5 protein-coding genes are annotated in these 21,370 nt (G+C 76.8%); 1 reads left to right on the forward strand and 4 read right to left on the reverse strand.

The window, feature by feature from the left end:
• Positions 1-48: 48 nt before the first annotated feature.
• From ACFPBZ_RS23090 to ACFPBZ_RS23100, 3 genes are read right to left on the reverse strand one after another with little or no spacing between them, the layout of a single operon-like run.
• Positions 49-1,050, reverse strand: coding sequence for an ABC transporter substrate-binding protein (locus ACFPBZ_RS23090; RefSeq protein ID WP_378038458.1), 1,002 nt, complete (start codon positions 1,048-1,050; stop codon positions 49-51).
• The gene (locus tag ACFPBZ_RS23095) at positions 1,047-13,682 is read right to left on the reverse strand and encodes a non-ribosomal peptide synthetase (protein ID WP_378038459.1); all 12,636 of its coding nucleotides are present in this window, start codon (positions 13,680-13,682) and stop codon (positions 1,047-1,049) included. Before ACFPBZ_RS23095 ends, ACFPBZ_RS23090 begins: the two co-directional genes overlap by 4 nt.
• A complete protein-coding gene (locus ACFPBZ_RS23100; RefSeq protein WP_378038460.1) occupies positions 13,679-18,409 on the reverse strand; it encodes an amino acid adenylation domain-containing protein in 4,731 nt (1,576 codons plus the stop codon). Before ACFPBZ_RS23100 ends, ACFPBZ_RS23095 begins: the two co-directional genes overlap by 4 nt.
• Before the next feature lie 220 nt (positions 18,410-18,629).
• On the opposite strand from ACFPBZ_RS23100, the gene entS reads away from it, so the two are divergent.
• Complete coding sequence (gene entS / locus ACFPBZ_RS23105; RefSeq protein WP_378038461.1) at positions 18,630-19,937, forward strand: enterobactin transporter EntS; 1,308 nt, start codon at positions 18,630-18,632, stop codon at positions 19,935-19,937.
• A gap of 57 nt (positions 19,938-19,994) precedes the next feature.
• Here entS and ACFPBZ_RS23110 read toward each other — a convergent pair whose 3' ends face one another.
• The gene (locus ACFPBZ_RS23110) at positions 19,995-21,200 is read right to left on the reverse strand and encodes an amidohydrolase family protein (RefSeq protein WP_378038462.1); all 1,206 of its coding nucleotides are present in this window, start codon (positions 21,198-21,200) and stop codon (positions 19,995-19,997) included.
• Positions 21,201-21,370: the final 170 nt, after the last annotated feature.

Here is a 21,370-nt window from a genome sequence, read left to right on the forward strand (position 1 = left end):
GGCCGTTCTCGTTCCAGGACGACGGACGCCGGACGACGGACGCCGGGACTACAGGCGCGGCAGGAGCTGCTCGATCGTCGTCAGGACCGCATCGCCCTGGCGGTAGTGCGTCGCGTAGTAGTTCGGCAGCGGGAACGCCCGGCCCTCGCGGACGGCGCGGAGCTGCGCGAACGCCGGCTGGGCGAGCAGGGCGCGCGTGTTGGCCTCCACCTGGCCCTGGGCGTCGGCGAGGTAGAGCAGCACGTCGCAGTCGTCGAGCTGCGAGGCCTGCTCGTAGGACAGGCGCTGGCCCGCACCCGTCCGGCCCGCCGCGGCCCGCCCGAAGCGCAGTCCGGCGTCGGCGAGGACGACCCCGCTCCACGACGTCGGGAAGTCGGTGAAGAAGGCCCCGCCGGAGCTGCCGCGGACCAGGCCCCAGGTGGTGCGCCCGATCGTCGGGGCGAACTGCGCCTTGATCCGGGCCGCGTGCTGGTCGTACTCGGCGGCCACCTGCTGCCCGGCGGCGAGCCGGTTCACCGCGTCGGCGGTGGCGAGCGCGCGCTGCTTCCACGTGCCCGGCTCGGTGCCCGCGTCGAACATGACGGTGGGCGCGATCCGGGTCAGCTGCTCCTCGAGACCCGGCTGCATCGTCGGGACCTTGGTGCCGAGGATGAGGTCGGGGGTGGCGGCGGCGAGGGCCTCGACGTTGACCGAGGTCGGCTGGCCGACCTTGGGGATGGCGTCGTAGGTCTGCTGGTAGGGCGCGAACACGCCGCCGACCGTGGCCTGCGCCGTGGCCACCGGGGTGACGCCGACGTCGAGCAGGGCGTAGGTCGTGTAGAAGTCGACGCAGGCGATCCGCTGCGGGTTCGCCGGGATGTCGACCGGCCCGGCCGCGCCCTGGATCTGCCGGGTCGGGCCGTCGGCGTTCTGCGGGCCGGCCGTCCCGCCGCCGGAGTCGCCGCACGCCGCGAGGGCCGCCAGAGCGGCCAGTCCCCCGGCGCCGGCGAGGATCGACCGGCGGGTAGGGCGGAAGGGCGAGCGCAGCGACGGGGCTGGCTGGGACGTCACGAGTTCTCCTCCTGGATGGTGCGACTGATGGTCTCGCGGACGAATCGGCCCACGGACTCCGCCGCGCCGGGGCGGAGCAGGCCGAGGTGGGTCGTGTCGACCGTGACGAATCGGGCATGTCCGGGCAGCACCCTGCCCCACACCGCGCGGGCGCGCTCGGGGTCGGGACCGGCGACGACGACCGTGACGGGCACGTCGGTGTCGAGCGGCGCCGGGTGGTGGGCCCGCAGCACCTCCCGGGCGTGGCCGACGTGGCGTACCGCGCCGGCGAGGACGTCGGGCGGGTAGAGGGCGGCGAGGTCGGGGTCGGCGGCGACGGCCTTCTCGAGCCCGGCCTCGTCGTCGACCGGCCCCGCACCCAGCACGTCGCCGAGGAACGCCGCCGGGTCCTGCCCGTCGGACATCTCGTCGAGCCCCGGCCACGCGTCGAGCAGCGTCAGCGAGGCGACGTCGGCGCCCGCCACCGCGACCGCCTGCGCCACCACCCCGCCGTAGGACCACCCGACGAGGTCGACCGGCCCGGCGCCCAGCGCCGTGAGCTGCGCGAGGACGTCGTCGACCACCGCCGTCGTCGTGTCGGGCCCCGGTACGCCCAGGAGCTCCGCGCCCTGCAGCGCCCACACCGGGCGGTCGGGCAGCGACGCGGCGAGCGCGGTGTAGGGCAGCGCGGCCCCGCCCGCGCCGGGCAGCAGCACGACCGCCCGGCCCTCGCCGCGGCGCAGCGGGACCCAGCGCGACCCGGGCCCGCCGCCCGACCCGCCCAGCAGCGGCGCGACCTCCGCGACCGTGGGCCGGGCGAGCAGCTCCTGCACCGACACCTCGACCCCGTGCTCCGCGAGCCGCGCCCGCAGCACCGGGAGCAGCAGGGAGTGCCCGCCGAGGTCGGTGAACGCGGTGTGCACGTCGGGCGGGCCGTCGAGGTCGAGCACGTCGGCGAACACGGCGGCCACCGCCCGCTCGGCGTCGTCGCGCGGCGGGGTCGCCGCCGCCCCGGCCGACGGGGGTTCGGGCAGGGCGGCACGGTCGATCTTGCCCGAGGGCAGGGTGGGCAGGGCGTCGACGACGACGAGGTCGGTGGGCACCATCGCCGCCGGCAGCCGGGCGGTGAGGTGCCGCCGGACCAGCGACTCCCCCACGTGGCGCCCCGACGGGACGAGCCACGCGACGAGCCGGCGGGTGTTCCCCGGGCCGGGACGGGTGTCGGCGACGGCCCGGGCGACCCCGGGGGCGGCGGCGACCGCGGCGGCGACCTCACCCAGCTCGATCCGGTACCCGCGGACCTTGACCTGGTCGTCGGCGCGGCCGAGGTGGTCCAGCCGTCCGTCGGTCATCCGCCGCACGACGTCGCCGGTGCGGTACAGGCGTCCGCCGGGCTCGCCGAACTCCGCGCCGAAGGGGTCGGCGACGAAGCGCTCCGCGGTGAGGTCGGGACGGTTGAGGTAGCCGCGCGCCAGGCCCGGGCCGCCGAGGTAGAGCTCCCCCACCCCGCCCGGGGGCACCGGGCGCAGCGCCGCGTCGAGGACGAGCGCGCGGGTGTGTGGGTCGGGCACCCCGATCGGCACCCGCCCGCTCGCGCCCGACGCGGGGTCGGTCTCGCCGAGGGTCGAGTTCACGGCCGCCTCGGTGGGCCCGTAGGCGTTGAACACCCGCAGCCGCGCGGCCCACCGCTCGATCACCGCGGGCGGCACGGCCTCGGTCCCGACGAGCAGCACCGCGCCGTCCGGCAGCACGGCGTCGTCGGGCAGGGCCGCGACCAGTGCCGGCGGCAGGATCAGCACGTCGCCCTCGCCGACCTGCTGGTGGGCGAGGAAGTCGGTGAGCGCGCGGTCGGGCAGGCGCACGCGGGACGGCGCGACGACGAGCGTCCCCCCGAGGGCGAGCGCCATCGTCAGCTCCCAGAACGCCACGTCGAAGCCCGGCGACGCGAACTGCAGCACCCGGGTGCCGGCGCGGACCCCGAGCCGCTGCGCCGCCGTCGCCACCAGCGAGGGCACCACGCGGTGGGGCAGGACGACGCCCTTGGGCCGGCCCGTGGAGCCGGAGGTGTGGATGACGTACGCGGCGTCCTCCGGGCTGAGCTCCGGTGTCAGCACTGCGGCCTTGCTGACACTGGACGTCACAAACGCCGCATCGTCGACGAGCGAGCCGACCTCGAGGCGCTCGACGTCGGGCAGCAGCAACGACACCGACGCCTCGGTGAGCACCACCCGCACGGCCGCGTCGGCGACGGTGAAGCGCAGCCGGTCGGCCGGGTAGTCGGGGTCGAGCGGCAGGTAGGCGGCGCCCGCGCGGAGCACCCCGACGAGCGCGGCCACGAGGTCGGGCGTCCGCGGCAGGGCCACCCCGACGACGTCGCCTGGCCCCAGTCCCCGGGCCCGCAGGGCCGTCGCGACCCGGCCCGAGCGCTCGTCGAGCTCGGCGTAGGTCCAGCTCACGGTCGCGCCGTCGAGGTCCTCCCCGACGACCGCGGGCGCGTCCGCGCGCTCGGCGACCTGCGCGGCGAAGAACTCCGGCCACGTGCGGTCGGAGTCGGGGACGCCGGTGTCGTTCCAGTCGTGCACGACGAGGCGCCGCTCGGCCTCGTCCAGCAGGTCGACCCGGCCCACCGGGCGCTCGTCGTCGACCAGCGCGGCCAGAGCCCGGGCGAGCCGGCCCGCCCAGGCCTGCGCGGCATCGTCGGGAAGGTGGTGCGCGAGGTGCACGTCGAGGCCGTCGCGGCCCGCGGCCACCACGCACAGCGGGTAGTGCGTGCCGTCGTCGGCCTCGATCGGCCCGACGGTGATGCCGGGCGGGCCGGCCGGGGCCGTCCCGTCGACGGGGTAGTTCTCGACGACGAGGAGGGTGTCCGCGAGGTCCGGCCCGGTGCCGGCGGCCCGCTGGATCGTCGAGAGGCCGACGTGCGCGACGTCGGTGAGCGCCGCCTGCTCGTCGCGGACCCGCTCGAGCAGGTCGCCGACGGTGCTCGCCGCGACCGGCCGCACCCGCACCGGCACGGTGTTGATGAACAGCCCGACGGTGCCCGCGACGTCCGCGGAGCCGCCGCGCCCGGAGACGGTCTGGAGCATGACGACGTCCTCGGTGCCGGTCGTCCAGCCCAGGACCAGCGCCCACGCGACCTGCAGCAACGTCGCCGGGGTGACACTGCGGCGGCGGGCGAGTGCCCGGAGGTCGGCGCGCAGGGCGTCGTCGAGCGGGACGGGCAGGCGCGACGGCACCGGGTCGTCGATCGTCGCGTCGGGCACCACGCGCGTCGGGCCGGGCAGGCCCGCGAGGTGCTCGCGCCAGGCGGCGAGGTCGGCGTCGTCGTCGCGGGCGGCCAGCGCGGCGAGGTGGTCGCGGTAGGCGGGGGCCGGCTGAAGCGTGGTCCCCGACCACGCGGCCAGCAGGTCGCGCACCAGGATCGGCATCGACCACCCGTCGACGGCGACGTGGTGGACGGTCAGCACCAGGTGGCCCGGGACCAGGGTGGCCCGGAGCAGCGGACCCCGGGCGAGGTCGAACCGGCGCCGGTCCTCGGCGCGCACGTCGTCGAGCGGGCCGTCGACCGTGCGGAACGACCCGGCCGGAGGGTCGGCCAGGACCACCGCGACCGGGCGCCCGTCGGGGCCGGCGGGCAGGACGGTGCGCAGCGCGTCGTGCCGGGCGACGGTGGCCTCGACCGCGGCCCCGAGGCGCTCCACCGCGGCGTCGTCGACCCCGCCGTCGAGGGGCAGCGTGAGCTGGATCGTGTACGGGTCGGCGTCGGTCGTCTCCCCGCTCCAGAGGAGCAGGCCCTCGGCGAGCGGCGCCGGCGGCGCGACGTCGACCACCCGGGCCGGGGCGACGGCGTCGAGCACCTGCTCGAGCCCGGCGTCGTCGAGCGGGGCGGTGACGGCGGCGCGGGTGGGGTTGGCGAGTGCACCGAGGTCGTCGCGGGTGAGCGCGGCGAGGGCGGGGACGGTCTCGGTCAGGGCGTCGAGGAGCCGGGACACGACCTCGTCGTCGAGCGCGGGCCCCGGCCAGGCGAGGCGGGCGACGAGCGTGTCGCCCTCGAGCACGGCGTCGAGGGAGAGGTGTGCGGTGGCGGGCCGGTCGGGGTCGCCGCCGCCGTGCAGGCCGGGCGCCTCGGGGGCAGGGTCACCAGGCTTCCCGACGACCGCGTGCGCGGGTGCGGAGGTCCGGCCCAGGTAGTTCACCGCGATCTCCGGCGGCGGCAGCGCGCCCAGCAGCCGGGCGCCCTCGTCGTCGAGCCACCGGAGCTGGCCGAAGGTGCGGTCGGGCCCGGGCAGGGCACGTCGAGCCACGACCGCCCGCCGGAGGGCCCGCACCAGGTCGGACGGGGTGAGCCCGCGCAGGTCGAGCCGTACCGGGGCGGCCGTGGTGAACCAGCCGACGACCTCGTCGAGGTCGACCTCGTCGGGCCGGCCGTGGGCCTCGACCTCGACCACCAGCGGGCCGGCCTTGCCCACCCGGGCGACGGCGAGCGCGAGCGCGGCCAGCAGCACGTCCTCGGCGCCGCCGCCGACGAGCGCGCCGACGTCGCCCATCGCGCCCGCGCCCTCGATGCGCAGCTCGCGGTGGTGCACGGCCGACGCGACGTCCCGGTCGGCCTGCAGGGGGCCGCGCAGCGGGAGCGCGGAGTTGTCGCGGCGGAGCACGGCCGCCCAGCCGGGGAGGAGGGTCCGCTGCGCCGGGGCGTCGTCGGCGAGGCGCCGGGCCCAGGCCGCGTAGCCGCGGGCGCGGTCGTCGGACCCGCCCCCGGTCAGCTCGCGGCCGATCCGCAGCCAGCTGACCGCGTCGACGGCGACGTGGTGGATCACGACGACGAGGCGCGCGCCGGCCCGGGTGGTCACGTGCGCGCCGGCAATGACGACGCCCGAGGCCGGGTCGAGCCGGTCCGCCACCGCGGAGGCCGCAGCAGCGAGGTCGTCGGTCTCGACGTGGTCGAGCGGCGGGACGGGAGCGTCGATGAGGACGAGGCGGCGGGCGTCCTCGTCGACCCGCATCCGCAGCGCCGGGTGGCGGCGGACGAGCTCGGCGAGCGCTGCGGCGGGGTCGCCGTCGGGCGCGACGAAGGCCCGCCACTGGTGGAACCGCCGCCACGCGCCGGCCGCGAGGAGGGCCTGGGCGATCGGGACGAGCGGGGCCTCGTCGGGGTCGACGATCTCCGCGGCCTGCTCGTCGGGGGCGTCGGCGGCCACCGCGGCGAGGGCGGCGACCGTGCGGTGGGTGAGCACCTGGCGCGGGGTGACGACCACCCCGGCCGCGCGGGCCCGGGCGACCACCGCGATCGCGAGGATCGAGTCGCCGCCGAGGGCGAGGAAGTCGTCGTCGACGCCCACCGTGTCGCGCTCGAGCACCGCGGCCACCGCGGCGGCGAGGGCCTCCTCGACCGGGCTCTCCGCCGTCCGCGACGACGAGTCGGGGGCGCGGTCGACCGGCGGCAGCGCGCCGCGGTCGACCTTCCCGCTCGGGCTCAGCGGGAACTCGTCCACCACGGCGACCGCGGCCGGCACGAGGTGCTCGGGCAGGCGGCCGGCGAGCCGGGCGACCAGCTCGGCGGTGTCCAGGTCGCCCCGGGCGACGACGTGCGCGACGAGCCGGACGGCCCCGGCGGCCGTCATGACCACCGACGCCACGGCCTGCGCGACCTCCGGCTCGGCCTCCAGCGCGGCCGCGACCTCCCCGAGCTCCACCCGGAACCCGCGGATCTTGACCTGGTCGTCGGCGCGGCCCAGGTGGTACAGCAGCCCGTCGCGGCTGCGGCGCACGACGTCCCCGGTGCGGTACATGCGGGCGCCGGGCGGGCCGTCGGGGTCGGCGACGAAGCGGTCGGCCGTGAGCGCCGGCCGGCCGAGGTAGCCGCGGGCCAGCTGCACGCCGGTCAGGTAGAGCTCGCCGGCGACGTCGAACCCGACGGAACGCAGCCGCCGGTCGAGCACCCGGACGCCGGTGTTGTGGATCGGCGCGCCGATCGGCACCGCGGCCTCGTCGCCCCGGACCTGGGCGGCGGTGACGTCGACGGCGGCCTCGGTGGGGCCGTAGAGGTTGTGCAGCTCGACGTCCCCCAGCAGCTCGCGGCAGCGGCGCGCGGTGGACACGGGCAGGCCCTCGCCGCTGCACACGATCCGGCGCAGCGACGCGGGGGCGCCGTGGGTCTCCACGTGGTCGAGGAACGGGCGCAGCATCGACGGGACGAAGTGCATCGTCGTGACCCCGGCGGTGTCGATGCGCTCGACGAGGTGCTCGGGGTCGCCGTGGCGCCCGGGCGCGGCGAACACGAGGCGCGCGCCGGTCATCAGCGGCCAGAAGAACTCCCAGACGCTGACGTCGAAGCTCGACGGGGTCTTCTGCAGGACGGCGTCGTCGTCGCCGAGGCCGTAGCGGTCCTGCATCCACACGAGCCGGTTGACGATCGCGGCGTGGCTCACGACGACGCCCTTGGGCCGGCCGGTGGAGCCCGAGGTGTAGATGACGTAGGCGGGGTCGTCGGGATCGGGTGTCAGCGATGGCACCTCGCCGGCACTGGATGTCAGCGATGTGCCATCGCTGCCATTCAGGCCGGGACCGAGCACCAGGCTCGCGCCCGAGTCCGCGACCATGTAGTCGACCCGGTCGGCCGGGTAGTCGGGGTCGAGCGGCAGGTACGCCGCCCCCGCCCGCAGAACGCCGACCAGCGCGACGATCAGCTCGGCCGAGCGCGGCAGCGCCACGCCGACCACGTGCTCCGGGCCGATCCCCCGCGCCGCGAGCGACGCCGCGAGGGCGCCCGAGCGCTCGTCGAGCTCGGCGCGCGTGAGCACGGTGCCGTCGGGGCCGACGACCGCCACCGCGTCCCGGTCGCCCGACCGCAGCCCGTCGACGACGAGGCCGGCGAGGCTCGTCGTCGGGACCTCCCGGGTCTCCCCCGGCTCGAGGACGGCGGCACGGGTGGCGTCGTCGAGCAGGTCGACGGAGCCGGTCGCCTCCTCCGGGGAGCGGGCGAGCGCGACCAGGGCGGCCTCGACGCGGTCGAGCAGCGTGTCGGCGTCGACGGACCCCCGGTGGGTCAGCCGCAGCTCCACCCCGTCGCCGCCCGGGGTCACGACCAGCCCGGCCGGGTAGTGCGGCGCGTCGTCGTTGCGGACGGCCGTGACGCCCAGGCCCTCGGGCGCGGCGTCGTCGGCGGCGGACGGGTCGAGGGGGTAGTTCTCGACGACCAGGACGGTGTCGAAGAGGTCTCCGACGCCCGCGGCGCGCTGGATCGACTGCAGGCCGAGGTCCTGGTGGTCGAGCAGGGCGGCCTGCTCGGCCTGGACCCGCCCGACGAGGTCGGCGAGCGGCTCCCGATCACCGAGGTCACTGCCGTGCAGCCGGACCCGCACCGGGACGGTCGTGATGTAGAGCCCGACCGCCGTGTCGATCCCCTCGACCTCCGGCGGTCGGCCCGACACCGTCTGCCCGAGCACCACGTCGTCGCGCCCCGTGGTGCGCGCAAGCACCAGCGCCCATGCGACCTGCAGGATCGTCGCGAGCGTGACCCCCCGGTCGCGGGCCAGCGCGCGTAGGTCGGCGGTGAGGGCCTCGTCGAGGGTGCGGTCGCGGAAGCCGATCGCCGTGTCCCCGGAGCCGCCGGGGAGCGCGTCGGCCAGCAGGGTCGGGCCGTCGAGCCCGGCGAGGGCGTCGGCCCACGCGGCCCGGGCGGCGTCGCCCTCGGGACCCGCATGGCGCTCGGCGAGCCGGGTGAGGTGGCGCCGGTGCGGATACGTCGGTCCCAGCCCGGCCTTCCCGACGAGGGCCGCCGGGTCCGCCTCGGGATGGGCGAGGGCGGCGGTCCAGAGCGCGAACCACTCGCGGACGAGGACCGGGGTCGACCAGCCGTCGAGGATCGCGTGGTGGGCGTCGATGACGAGGCCGGTGTCGGTGGTGCGGTAGCCCCAGTGCTCGCTGACCGGCTCGCGGCCGATCGCGGTGACCCACCGGCCCGACGAGACCTGCGGGAACGTCTCGCGCAGCGCGTCGTGCCGGGCGATCAGGGCGGTCGCGGCCCGGTCGAGGGCGGCGCGGTGGTCGTCGTCGAGCGGGCCCGACAGGTCGATCTCGAGGTGGACGGCGTAGAGGTCGGCGTCGTCGGCGAGCGCGGCCGTGGCGAGCAGGCCCTCGGCCAGCGGGGCCGGCGGGACGACGTCCTCGACGTCCCCGAGCGCGTCGACGTCGGCCTGGGTGAGCGCGACGGTCGGGAAGTCGGACGGGGTCGCGCCGCCGATGTCGGCGGCGGCCAGCTCGCGGCACGCCGCGACGAACCCGTCGGCCAGCGTCGAGACCACGTCGGCGTCGACCGCGGCGGTCGACCAGCGCACCACGAGGTGCGGGCCATCCTCCCGGTCCTCGGTGCGCGCGTTGACCTCGAGGGCGTGGCCGAGCGGCATGGCCTCGTCGGCGCCGCCGGTCATCACCGGGGCCTCGGGGGCGGGCGCGAACGGGCCGTCGTCGGCGCGCACCGCGGAGCGGCCGAGGTAGTTGACGAGCAGCGGCGGGGTCGGGCCGAGGTCCTCCCCCGCGACGGTGCGCAGCAGGCCGTACCCGGCGCCGTCGCCCGGGGTGGCGCGCCGCTGCTCCTTGACCGCCTTGAGCGTCGCGTCGAGCGACGCGTCCCCGGGCAGGGCGAGCCGCAGCGGATGGGTGACGGTGAACCAGCCGACGGTGCGCGACAGGTCGGCGGTGTCGGTCTCGCGGCCGTAGCGCTCGCGGTCGACGACGACGCCGTCGGTCCCCGACCACCGGGTGACGGCCAGCAGCACCGCGGCGAGCACGACGTCGTCGACCGTGCCGCCGATGCTCGTCGGGACCGCCCCGAGCAGCGGGGCCGCGACCTCGGGCGGCACGGTCACGTGGTGGTGGGTCTGCTCCCCGACCGTGCCCGAGGGCCGGTCGGTCAGCACCGGGTCGCCCTCGCGCGGGGCGGCGGCCCGCCAGTGCTCCCGCTCCCCCGCGCGCTTTTCTGCCATGACCGACTGGTCGGCGGTCCAGGTACGGAACGAGGTCGGCACCGGGTCGAGCCGCGGCGTCTCGCCGGCGAGCACCGCGGCGTGCGCGTCGCGCAGGTCGTCGACGATCACCCGCCAGGACACGGCGTCGACGACGAGGTGGTGCGCGGCCAGCACGAGCCGGTCGCCGGTGGAGGCGGCGGCGAGCACCCGGCCGTCCTCGGGGTCGAATCGGCCGACCGCATCCTCGACGGCCACGGCAAGATCATCAGGACGACGAGGATCCAAGGGCTGGGCGTCCGGACCCTCGTCGTCCCGGTGATCATGGACCTCGCCCAGGACGTCGGCGCCCCGCAGGGCATCGGCGGCCGGCACCTCGAGCACCGGTGGCCCGTCGGCCGGGCGCACGAGGCGGGCGCGGAGCAGGTCGTGGCGGGCGAGGACGGCGTCGAGCGCGGCGGTCAGCGACTCCGCGGTCGCCTCCGCGGGCACCGTGAGCGCGACCCGCTGGTGGTACCGGGCGATCGGGCCGCCCCGTGCGAGGAAGTCCCGCGCCACGGGCGTCAGCGCGACCGTCCCGACGCCGTCGTCGACGACCGGCGCCGCCCCCTCGTCGGGAACCGGCACGGCCACCGCGGCGAGCGCTCCGGCGGTCCGCTGCTCGACCACCTGCCGAGGCGTCACCGTCCAGCCCGCGCGCCGGGCGCGCCCGACCAGGGACAACGCGACGATGGAGTCGCCGCCGAGGGCGAAGAAGTCGTCGTCGGGGCCGACGTCGTCGACCTCGAGGACCTCGGCGAGCACCGCGCACAGCGCCCGCTCCGCGTCGGTCTCCGCGGCCCGGCCGGCGCCCGCGACGAACTCGGGCGCGGGGAGGCGGGCGCGGTCGATCTTGGCGTTCGGGGTGAGCGGGAAGGCGTCGAGCACGACGACCGCCGCGGGCACCATGTGCTCGGGGAGCCTCTCGGCGGCGAGGGCACGCAGCGCGGTGGGGTCCGGGGCGCCCTCGCCCGGGGTCACGTAGCCGACGAGCTGGGGACGCCCGCCGTCGCGCCGCACCACGACCAGCGCCTGCCCGACCGCCGGGTCCTCGGCGAGCACCGCCGACACCTCGCCGGGCTCCACCCGGAACCCCCGCAGCGAGACCTGCTCGTCGACGCGCCCGAGGTAGTCGAGCTCGCCCGGCCAGGGGTCGTCCGTGCCGTCGGGCAGCACGGCCGGGCGGCGGCGCACGAGGTCGCCCGTCCGGTACATCCGCTCCCCCGACCGGAACGGGTCGGCCAGGAAGCGCTCGGCCGTCAGGTCGGGGCGGCCGTGGTAGCCGCGGGCCAGGCCGGCGCCCGCGAGGTAGAGCTCCCCCGCGACCCCGACGGGCACCGGCTGCAGCCGCCGGTCGAGGACGTAGGCCCGGCCGCCGGCGTCGACCCGGCCGATCGGCGCGGCGCCGGTGCGGGCGACGTCGTCGGGCCGCAGCGCGCCGAGGGTCGCGTTGACGGTGACCTCGGTGGGGCCGTAGGCGTCGAAGAGGCGTCGGTCGTGCCCCCAGCGTGCGACGAGCTCGGTGGGCACCGCCTCGGTCCCGACGAGGATCGTCATGCCGGTGGGCAGCGGGGCGTCGGCCGGCAGCGCGCCCGACACCGACGGCGGCAGCGCCGCGTGGGTGACGTGGTGGTCGCGCAGGTACTCGGCGAGGGCGTGGTCGGGCGCGCGCAGGGCGGTGGGGACGACGACGAGGGTGCCGCCGAGGCAGAGCGCCATCGACATCTCGAAGAACGCGAGGTCGAAACTGACGCTCGCGAACATCGCGACGGTGGAGTCGGCGGTGACGGCGAGGCGCTCGGGGTCGGTGGCGGTGGCCATGAGGTCGGCGATCCCGGCGTGCGGGACGACGACGCCCTTGGGCCGGCCGGTGGAGCCCGAGGTGTAGATCAGGTAGGCGGCGTCGTCGGGGTGGGGCTCCGGGAGGGTCGGTGTCAGCGATGGCACGTCGCTGACATCCAGCGTCTGCAGAGTGCCATCGCTGACCGGCGACGAGCCGTCCGAGACCACGAGCCGGGCGCCCGAGTCGGCGAGCATGTACGCGAGGCGCTCGGCCGGGTAGTCGGGGTCGAGCGGCAGGTAGGCGGCCCCCGAGCGCAGCACCGCGGCCAGCGCGACGATCAGCTCCGGCGAGCGCGGCAGCGACACCCCGACGACCGCGCCCGGCCCGGCGCCCCGCTCCACCAGCGCGCCGGCCAGACCTGCCGAGCGCTCGTCGAGCTCGGCCCACGTCAGGGTCCCGACGACGGTCGGGTCGGGACCGCCCACGACGACCGCCGGCTTCCCCGGGTCGAGCGCGGCGGCCGCGGCGAACATCGCGGGCCAGGTCGTGGGCGTGCTCCGGCCCGCCGGGTCGGCCGCGGCGGCGACCAGCGCGCGCCGCTCGTCGGAGGACGTCACCTCGATCGACGCGATGGGCGCGTCGAGGTCGGACAGCGCCGCGAGCACCCGGACCAGCCGGTCGAGCAGGGTCCGCGCGTCGGCGTCGGACACGGCGTCGCGCCGGTGCACGAGCCGCAGCCGCGCGGGCTCGTCGCCGTGTGCGGGCAGCGCCACGACGCTCACCGGGTAATGCGTCGCGTCGCGGATCGCCACCGACTCCACGCCCAGCGACGGCGCGAGCCGAGCCAGCTTCGACGGGTCGAGCCCGACGTTCTCCACCACGAGCAGCGTGTCGAACAGCTCGCCCGGCAGCCCGGTCAGGCGCCCGACCGCGGCGAGGTCGGCGTGCTCGTCGGACAGGCGATCCCGACCGCGGCGCGCCAGGTCGTCGAGCAGCGAGCGCACGCTCCCCGATCCCACCGACACCCGCACCGGCAGCGTCGCCACGAACGGCCCGACCATGTCCTCGACACCCTCGAGCGCCGCCGGCCGGCCCGACACCGTCGTCCCGAACACCACGTCGTCGCGCCCGGTCAACCGCGCGAGCACGATCCCCCAGGCCGCCTGCAGCGTCGTCGCGAGCGTGAACCCCTCGGGCACCGGCGGCAGCTCGACCGTCACCGACGCGGGGAGCTCCGCCACCTCGGCGGGCAGCGGCGGGAGCAGCCGGGTCGGCTCGTCGATCCCCGCGAGGTCGTCGGCGATGCGCCGCGCGGCGGCGTCGTGGTCGAGCGTCGCGAGGTGCTCGAGGTGGCGGCGGAACGGCACCGGCTCGGGAGGTGTGCCGCCCTCGGCGGTCGTCAGGACCTCGCGCAGCAGCGGGCCCAACGACCAACCGTCGACCACCGCGTGGTGCAGCGTCACCGCGAACCGCCACGCGCCGTCCGAGAGGTAGACGAGCAGAGCGCGGACCAGCGGCGGGCGCGCGAGGTCGAAGGGACGCCGGCGCTCGTCGTCGACCAGCTCGTCGGCCTCCTCGACGGAGGCGACGGTCTCCGCACGCCACCCGACCCGGGCCGTCGTCGGGACCACCGCCACCGGCTCGCCGCGCTTGCGGTCGCGGATCGCGGCGCGGAGCACGTCGTGGCGGGCGAGGACGGTGTCGAGGGCCGCCTGCAGCGAGTCCGGTCGACCATCGCGGCCGTCGAGGACGAGCTGGATCGTGTACGGGTCGAGCCCCTCCCCGCCGTCGCGGCGCGCGAGGTAGACCAGGCCGCGCTGCAAGGGGGTCAGCGGCAGGACGTCGGCGACGCCTTTCGAGCTCACAGGTCGCTCCCCAGGTCGTCGAGCTCGTCGTCGTCCAGGTCCACCAGGGCCTTCCCGACGACGGCCGTCGTCGCCTCGGCCGCTCGCGCGACGGTCGCGAGGGCCGCGGGGGTCCGCAGGTCGAGCACGTCGGCGACCTCCAGTGACCACCCCGCCGACCGGGCCCGCGACACCACGCGGATCGAGGCGATGCTGTCGCCGCCGAGGGAGAAGAAGTCGGCATCCACCGGGACGGTGTCGACGCCGAGCACGTCGGCGAACACCGCAGCCAGCTCGCGCGCGGTCTGCTCGTCGCCGGCCTCCCCAGAGCCGGACACCGCGGAGCCCGTCGCCACAGCCGCCGACGCCACCGCCGCGACCGTGGCCTCGCCCAGCGCGGCGTCGGGGTCGGCGACGAGGGCGCGCAGCGTGCCTTCCAGCCGGTCGAGGACGTCGGCAGCGGTCGCGGCGTCGTAGAGGTCGGTCGCGTACTCCAGGCGCCCGGTGATCCCGTCGACGCCGCGGGTCTCGGTGAGCTCCAAGGTGAGGTCGAGCTTCGCCGTCCCGGTGCCGCGCAGCTCGGTGCGCACCTCGTGGCCGCCGAGGCGCGGGACGTCGTCGGGGTGGCGGGACTCCCGGTGCGACAGCATCACCTGGAACAGCGGGTGCCGGCCCGGGCGGCGCGGCGGGTCGAGCGCGGACACGACGGCGTCGAACGGGACGTCGGCGTCGGCCACGGCGTCGAGGTCGGCGTCGCGGACCGCGGCCAGCAGCTCCCGACCCGTCCCGGCCCCGGAGGCGTCGACGCGCAGCGGGACGAGCCCGACGAACAGCCCCACCAGCGGGTCGAGCGCCGGGTCGCCGCGCCGGGCGACGGGGGTGCCGACCACCTCGAGCCCGAACGCCGCCACCAGCGCCGCGTGCACGACCATGAACGTCGTCGTCCCGGTGTCCCGCGCCAGCGCCCGGATGCCGCGGTGCAGCCCGGCGTCCCAGGCGACGGGCACCTCGTCGCCAGCGCCGCTCGGGCGGGCGGGCCGGGGTCGGTCGGGCGCGACCGTGATCTCCGGCGGCGCCCCGTCGAGCCGGGCGCGCCACCGGTCGAGCCCCTCCGGCTCCCGCCCGGTCCTCGATGACAGCGCCTTCGTGTGCCGGGAGTACGTGGTCGACAGCGGCGCGAACTCGGGCGCCCGGCCCTCGACGCGGGCCGTGTGGGCGAGCGCGAGGTCGTCGAGCAGCGTCGCGAGCGACCACTCGTCGGCCGCGAGGTGGTGCAGGGCGACGACGAGCGCGGCGTGGCCGGGCGCCCGGACGAGGGTCGCGCGGACCGGGACCTCGGTGCCCACGTCGAGCGGCACCCGCGCGGCCTCGTCGACGGCCTCGTCCAGCGCCGCGTCGTCGGCCGCGTCGACGACCTCGAACGGGACCTCGGCGTCGACGACCCGCTGCCACACCCCGTCGTCGTCCTCGCGCGGGATCGTCCGCAGCGGCTCGTGCCGGGCGGCGACGTCGACGAGCGCGGCCCGCACCGGCTCCGGGTCGAGGTCGCCCGGCACGTGCACGACCAGCGGGATCGTCCACGTCGGCGTCGGGCCCTGCAGCCGGTGGAGGAACCAGAGGCTGCGCTGGGCGGGCGAGAGCGGCGCCTCCCGGCCGTCGTCGGGAACCTCGTCCTCGGCCGGACGAGCGTCGAGAGGCAACCGCGCCGCGAGGTCGGCCAGCGTCGGGGCGTCGAAGACGTCGCGCACCGTCAGGCCACCGAGCCGGGCCACCAGCCGCGCGGCGAGCAGGGAGTGGCCGCCGAGGGCGAAGAAGTCGTCGTCGGGGCCGGCGTCGCCCCCGACGAGCTCGGCGACCACCGCGCACACGGCCTTCTCCGCGTCGCCCTCGGGCTCCCGCACGGCCCGCCGGCCGGCCGTCGCGGCGGGCAGGCGGGCGCGGTCGATCTTGCCGTTGGGGGTCTCGGGGAAGGCGTCGAGCACGACGACCGCCGAGGGCAGCAGGTGCGCGGGCAGGGTGTCGGCGAGACGCTCGCGCACGACGGGTGTCGAGAGGTCGCCGGTCCCGACGAGGTAGGCGACGAGCCGGTCGTCCACCACGGTGACGAGGCTGCGGGTGACGCCGTCGAGCGCGTCGAGGGCGGCCTCGATCTCCCCGGGCTCGATGCGGTGCCCGCGGACCTTGACCTGCTGGTCGGCGCGCCCCACGTAGTGCAGCGCGCCGTCGGCGTCGCGGCGGGCGAGGTCGCCGGTGCGGTACATCCGCTCCCCCGCCGGGCCGTGCGGGTCGGCGACGAAGCGCTCGGCGGTCAGCCCCGGGCGGCCCAGGTAGCCGCGGGCGAGGCCGGCTCCGGCGAGGTAGAGCTCCCCGACGACGCCCGCGGGCACCGGGGCGAGCGCGGCGTCGAGGACGTGCGCGCGGTAGCCGGTGATCGGGTGGCCGATCTCCGGACCGTGCGACGTGGTCGCCCACACCGTCGCCTCGGTCGGCCCGTAGAGGTTCGTGACCTCGGCGCCCGCGGCGCGCAGCTCGGCGAGCAACGACGCGGGCAGGGCCTCGCCGCCGACGAGGACGGTGGCGTCGCCGAGGACCGCACCACGCTCGTCGTCGGGGAGGACGTCGAGCAGGGCGCGGTAGAGCGTCGGGGTGGCCTGCACCGTGAGCGGCCGCGGGGTGTCGCGCAGGAGCGCGGCGAGCGCGGACGGGTCCTGCACGGTGTGCCGGGGTGCGACGACGAGGCGGGCGCCCGCCAGCAGCGGCGTGAGCAGTTCCAGGGCGGCGATGTCGAAGCCGACGGTGGTGACCGCGACGAGCGTCGAGTCGGGGGTGAGCCGGGTGCGCGGCAGCATGTCGAGCAGGAAGGTCGCCATGGCGTCGCGGGGCACGACGACGCCCTTGGGTCGCCCGGTGGAGCCCGAGGTGTGGATGACGTGGGCGGGGTGCTCGTCCCCTGATGTCAGCGATGGCACGTCGCTGACATCAGACGTCTGCGAGGTGCCATCGCTGACGTCCACGGTGGGCACCCCGGGCGCCGCCGCCGCGAACCCGTCCGCCGTCTCCGCGGCCACCACCGCGACCACGGGCGACGCGTCCTCGAGGATCCCGTTCAGGCGCGCGGCCGGGACGTCGAGGTCGAGCGGCACCCACCCGGCTTCGGCGTAGATCGCGGCGAGCACCCCCACCACGAGGTCGACCGACCGGGACAGTGCCAGCGCCACGAGCCGCTCCGGGCCCGCACCCGCCGCCTCGAGGACAGCCGCCAGGGCGCGGGCCCGCCGGTCGACCTCCGCGTAGGAGTCGGTCCCGACGAGGGGCCGGTCGCCCCCCGCCGCCATCGCGTCGCCGAGCAGGGCCGACAGCGGTCGCGGGGGCTCCCCGACCGGCCCGGTGCCCGCCTCGAGGGCCTCCGCGCGGTCGTCGGGACCCAGGATCTCCAGCGTGCCGACCCGCCGGGACCCGTCGCCCCCCGCGAGCCCGGTGAGGAGATCGAGCAACCGGCGGCTGATCCCCGCGAGCTGGTCGGGCGAGTACGACGCGGGGTTCGCGTCGACGTCGACGGCGAGGGTCCCGTCGGGGGCGCGCTGCACGTTGACCGCGAGGTCGTGCACCGGGCCGCCCGAGACCGGCCGGGCCGTCGCGTCCACCCCGCCGCCGAACCGCAGGTGGTCGGCGAACGGCTTGACGTTCACCCACGGCAGGGCGGTGTCGGGGCGCCCGCCGGTGTCGCGTCGCAGGTCCTCGGTCGTGTAGCGCGAGTGCTCCCGGGCGGCCGCGACCTCGGCCGCCACGGTCGCGACGAGCGCGGCGACCGACGCGGCGTGGTCGACGGGCACGCGCACCGGCACGATCGTCACGAGCATCGCCGGGGTGCGCGACGCGAGCGCGCGGGTCGACCCGGAGAGCCGGTTCATCATCGGCACCCCGAGGACGACGTCCGCGCCCGACCCGTGCCGCGCGAGCAGCACCGCGACCGCCGCGAGCACCGCGTCGGGCCACGACGCGTCGGCCAGGTCGTCGAGCCCGGTGACGACGTCGGCGGGCAGCATCGCGCTCTCGCGCAGGAACGTGTGCGAGGTCAGCGCCGCGGCGCCCGACCCGAGGGTGGTGGGCTCGGGCATCGTCGGGAACCGCTCGGCGAAGAAGGCGCGGTCGTCCTCGCGGGAGGCCTGCGTCGCCGCGATCTCGCCCTCGTAGAGCTCGGCCGCCGACCCGAAGCGCCGCTCGGGGACCTCCTCGTCCGCGACGAGCGCGGCGGCCACGGCCGCGGTGCGTCGCGCGATCAGGGAGAAGCCGTACGCGTCGATGACGAGGTGGTGGTAGCGGTGGAACCAGACGGAGCGCTCGTCCGCGAGGCGCAGCAGCGCCTGGCCGAACAGTGGCCCCGGCGCGGCCGGGTCGAACGCGCGCTCCTGCAGGGTCCGGGTCATCCAGGCCGAGGCGGCCGCGTCGGGGTCGTCCTCGCCGCGCAGGTCGACCTGCTCGAGCTGCCAGTCGGGGCGCTCGTCGGGATCGAGGAACTGCGCGAGGGGCTCGCCGTCGACCTCGACGATCCGCACGTGCAGCGCGTCGGCCTCGGAGATCGCCGTGGTGAGCGCGCGGGTGAACACGTCGACGTCGAGCGGGCCGTGCAGGTCGACCCGCTCGCCCGTCGTGTAGATCGGGTTGGCCGGGTCGAGCCGCTGGGCGAACCACAGGCCCGCCTGCGCCGCCGTCAACGCCCGACCGGCTCGCGCCGCGTCCACCCTCACCCGCACCTCCTCGATTCCCCCACCAGCCCACCGGTCGGCGAGTAAAGCAACCCTAAGAACGGCAGGACAAGGACCATCCGGATCCCGGTCCTCTCACCGTGGGAACACTCACGGAGGGCGAGCGCACGGTCGCGCAGCGGTGGTTGTGAGGACCCCGACATGGTATGGGTAGCCTCACCTACTCAGCGGCGACGGGCGAGATCGGGGAGGTGCTGCCGGCGTGCGGTCACTGATGATCGACGTGTCACCGCTGCGGTCGAGTCCGGAGTTCCGGCTCGTCTTCTCCGCCCGGATCGTCTCGCTGTTCGGCATCGCGCTGACCACGGTCGGCGTGCCGTGGCAGGTCTACGAGATGACCCGCTCGTCGCTCGCCGTCAGCGGGGCGGCCGCCCTGGTCGGCGTCACGACGCTCGTCGGGACCCTCGCCGGCGGGATCGTGGCCGACCGCTACGACCGCCGGAAGGTGATCCTCCTCTGCCGCGGCACCGCGGCGGTCGTGTTCGGGGTGCTCGCGGTGAACGCGGCCATCCCCTCCCCACAGCTCTGGCTGCTCTACCTCTGCGTCGCCGTCAACGGCGCCACGGCGGTCAGCCAGTCGGCGCTCATGGCGGTCACCCCGGCCATCGTCGCGCGCGACCAGCTGGCCGCGGCGGGCGCCCTCGTCGCGCTCTCGACCCAGATCGGTGCCGTCGTCGGCCCGTCGGTCGCGGGCCTGCTCATCGCCGGCCCGGGCCTCACGGTCAACTTCGGGCTGTGCGCCGTGGCCTCGGCCGTCACGACGATGCTGCTGTGGTTCCTGCCCCCGCTGAAGCCGGTCGGGGCGCCCACCTCGAAGCCGCTCGAGTCGCTGCGCGAGGGCGCGTCGTTCGTCGCGAGGAACCGCGTGGTGCGCGGCGTCCTGCTCGTCGACATCGCCGCGATGCTCTTCGCGCTCCCCCAGGTGCTGTTCCCCCAGGTGGTCATCGAGGTCCTCGAACGCGGTCCCGAGGCGGCCGGCCTGCTCTACACCGCCCCCGCCGTCGGCGCGATGGTCGCCGCGCTGACCAGCGGGTGGACGACGACCGTCCGCCACACCGGGCGCGTCCTGCTGATCGCCGTCGGGTTCTACGGGGCGGCGATCGCGGCGTTCGGGCTCTCCTCCGGGCTGTGGTGGGCGCTCGGCTTCCTCGCAGTGGCCGGCGCGACCGACATGATCTCGGAGATCCTGCGCCGGGCCCTGCTCGCCGACGCCACCCCCGACCACCTCCAGGGCCGCGTCTCCAGCGTCTGGCTCGCGCAGGCGACGGTCGGCCCGTCGGCCGGCGGGGTCGAGGCCGGGGTGGCCGCGCGGCTGCTCGGGCCCGGCCCCGCGATCGCGGCCGGCGGGGTGGTGTGCGTCGTCGCGACCGCGGCCCTCGCCTCGTTCCTGCCCCCGCTGCGGCGCGCGAGCCTGCACACGGAGGAGGACGCCGAGCAGCCCCTGCCCGGGGTCGCGGAGCACGCGCCGATGGAGCCGGAGGTCGCGGGCCACGAGAGCGACGCCCGCTAGGGAGTGTCAGCACTGCGGCCATGCTGACGCTCAACGTCACGATCGGACCATGTACGGCTACACCGCCAGGTCGTGCTCCACGCCCGCCCGCCACACCGTGCGCAGGTTCCGCGTCGCGGTGACGTCGGTCAGCGGGTCGCCGTCGACGAGCAGCAGGTCGGCCCGCTTCCCCGGCGCGACCCGACCGCGGTCGCCCAGGGAGAACACGTCCGCCGCCCGCGAGGTGGCCGCCGCGAGGGCGTCCGCGGGCGTCATCCCGGCCCGCACCAGCAGCTCGAGCTCCAGGTGCATCGAGGCGCCGTGCAGCACCGCCGCCGGCCGCCCGGGCACGTCGTTGGCGTCGGTCCCCGCGACGATCGTCGCGCCCGCCTCCACCAGCCGCGCCAGGTTCTCGGCCGCGTGCCCGTACGACGCCCCCGCCGCCGACGAGGTCGGCAGCCCACCCCGGTCCCCCGCCTCGAGCCCGGCCACCACGTCCGCGGGCAGCCGCGCCGTCAGCCGGGGGTCGGCGACGAGCTCGCGCTGGGAGTCCGCCGAGCTCAGCGCGGCCATCATCGTCATCGTCGGCACCACGACGAGGTCCCCGTCGACGTCGTCGAGGGGCCCGTCGAGCGGCAGGTGGGTGAGCACGTCGACCCCGGCCGTCCGCGCCGTCGCCACCGACCACCGCGTCGGGGCGTGCGCCACCGTCCGCAGCCCCTGGGAGCGCGCCGCTGCGCAGACGGCCGCCACGGTCTCCGGCGACAGGGTCGGCCGCGTGACGTCCGCGGCGTTCTCGACGAAGACCTTCAGGTAGTCCGAGCCCTCCCGCCGGCGGTCCGCGACGAACTGCTCCGCGTCCTCGGGACCGCTCAGCCCGGGCATCCGCCAGCCGCTCGGGTCGGGCGGCAGCATCACGGCGGGCCACCCGTCGACCGCCCCGGCCATGAGCCCGGAGCTCCGCACGTCCGCCTCGTCGTGGCGTCGCGCGGCCCGCCCCCGCAGCATCGCGGTGAACTGGGGCGGCGCCGAGAACATGTCGAGCACCGTGGTCACACCGTGGCGCAGGTCCTGCCCGAGGTTGCCGGCCCCGCGCAGGTGGACGTGCGCGTCGATCAGCCCCGGAAGCAGCGTCGCGCCGCGGGCGTCGACCTCGCCCTCAGCCGGTTCGCGCTCCCCCGGCTCGACGGACCCGATCGTTCCGTCGTCCTCGACGAGGACCGTCGCCACCCCCAGCGCCCGCTCACCGTCGAACACCTGCGCGCCCACGATCGTCGTCCCCACGCGCCGGGAGTCTGCCGCTCCCGGCCCGCCGACGCGACGTCCGTTCAGGCCCCGGCGTTGCGCCCCGCACACGGTCGGGCGGAACTCGATCGGGAGCGCCCCTGGCGTTGCGTCCCGCAACGCCTTCCCAGCGATGCGTCGGTCCGGCCGGCCGTGTGCGTCCCGCAACG

It is taken from the genome of Actinomycetospora atypica, from assembly GCF_042653685.1.
GTDB lineage: Bacteria > Actinomycetota > Actinomycetes > Mycobacteriales > Pseudonocardiaceae > Actinomycetospora > Actinomycetospora atypica.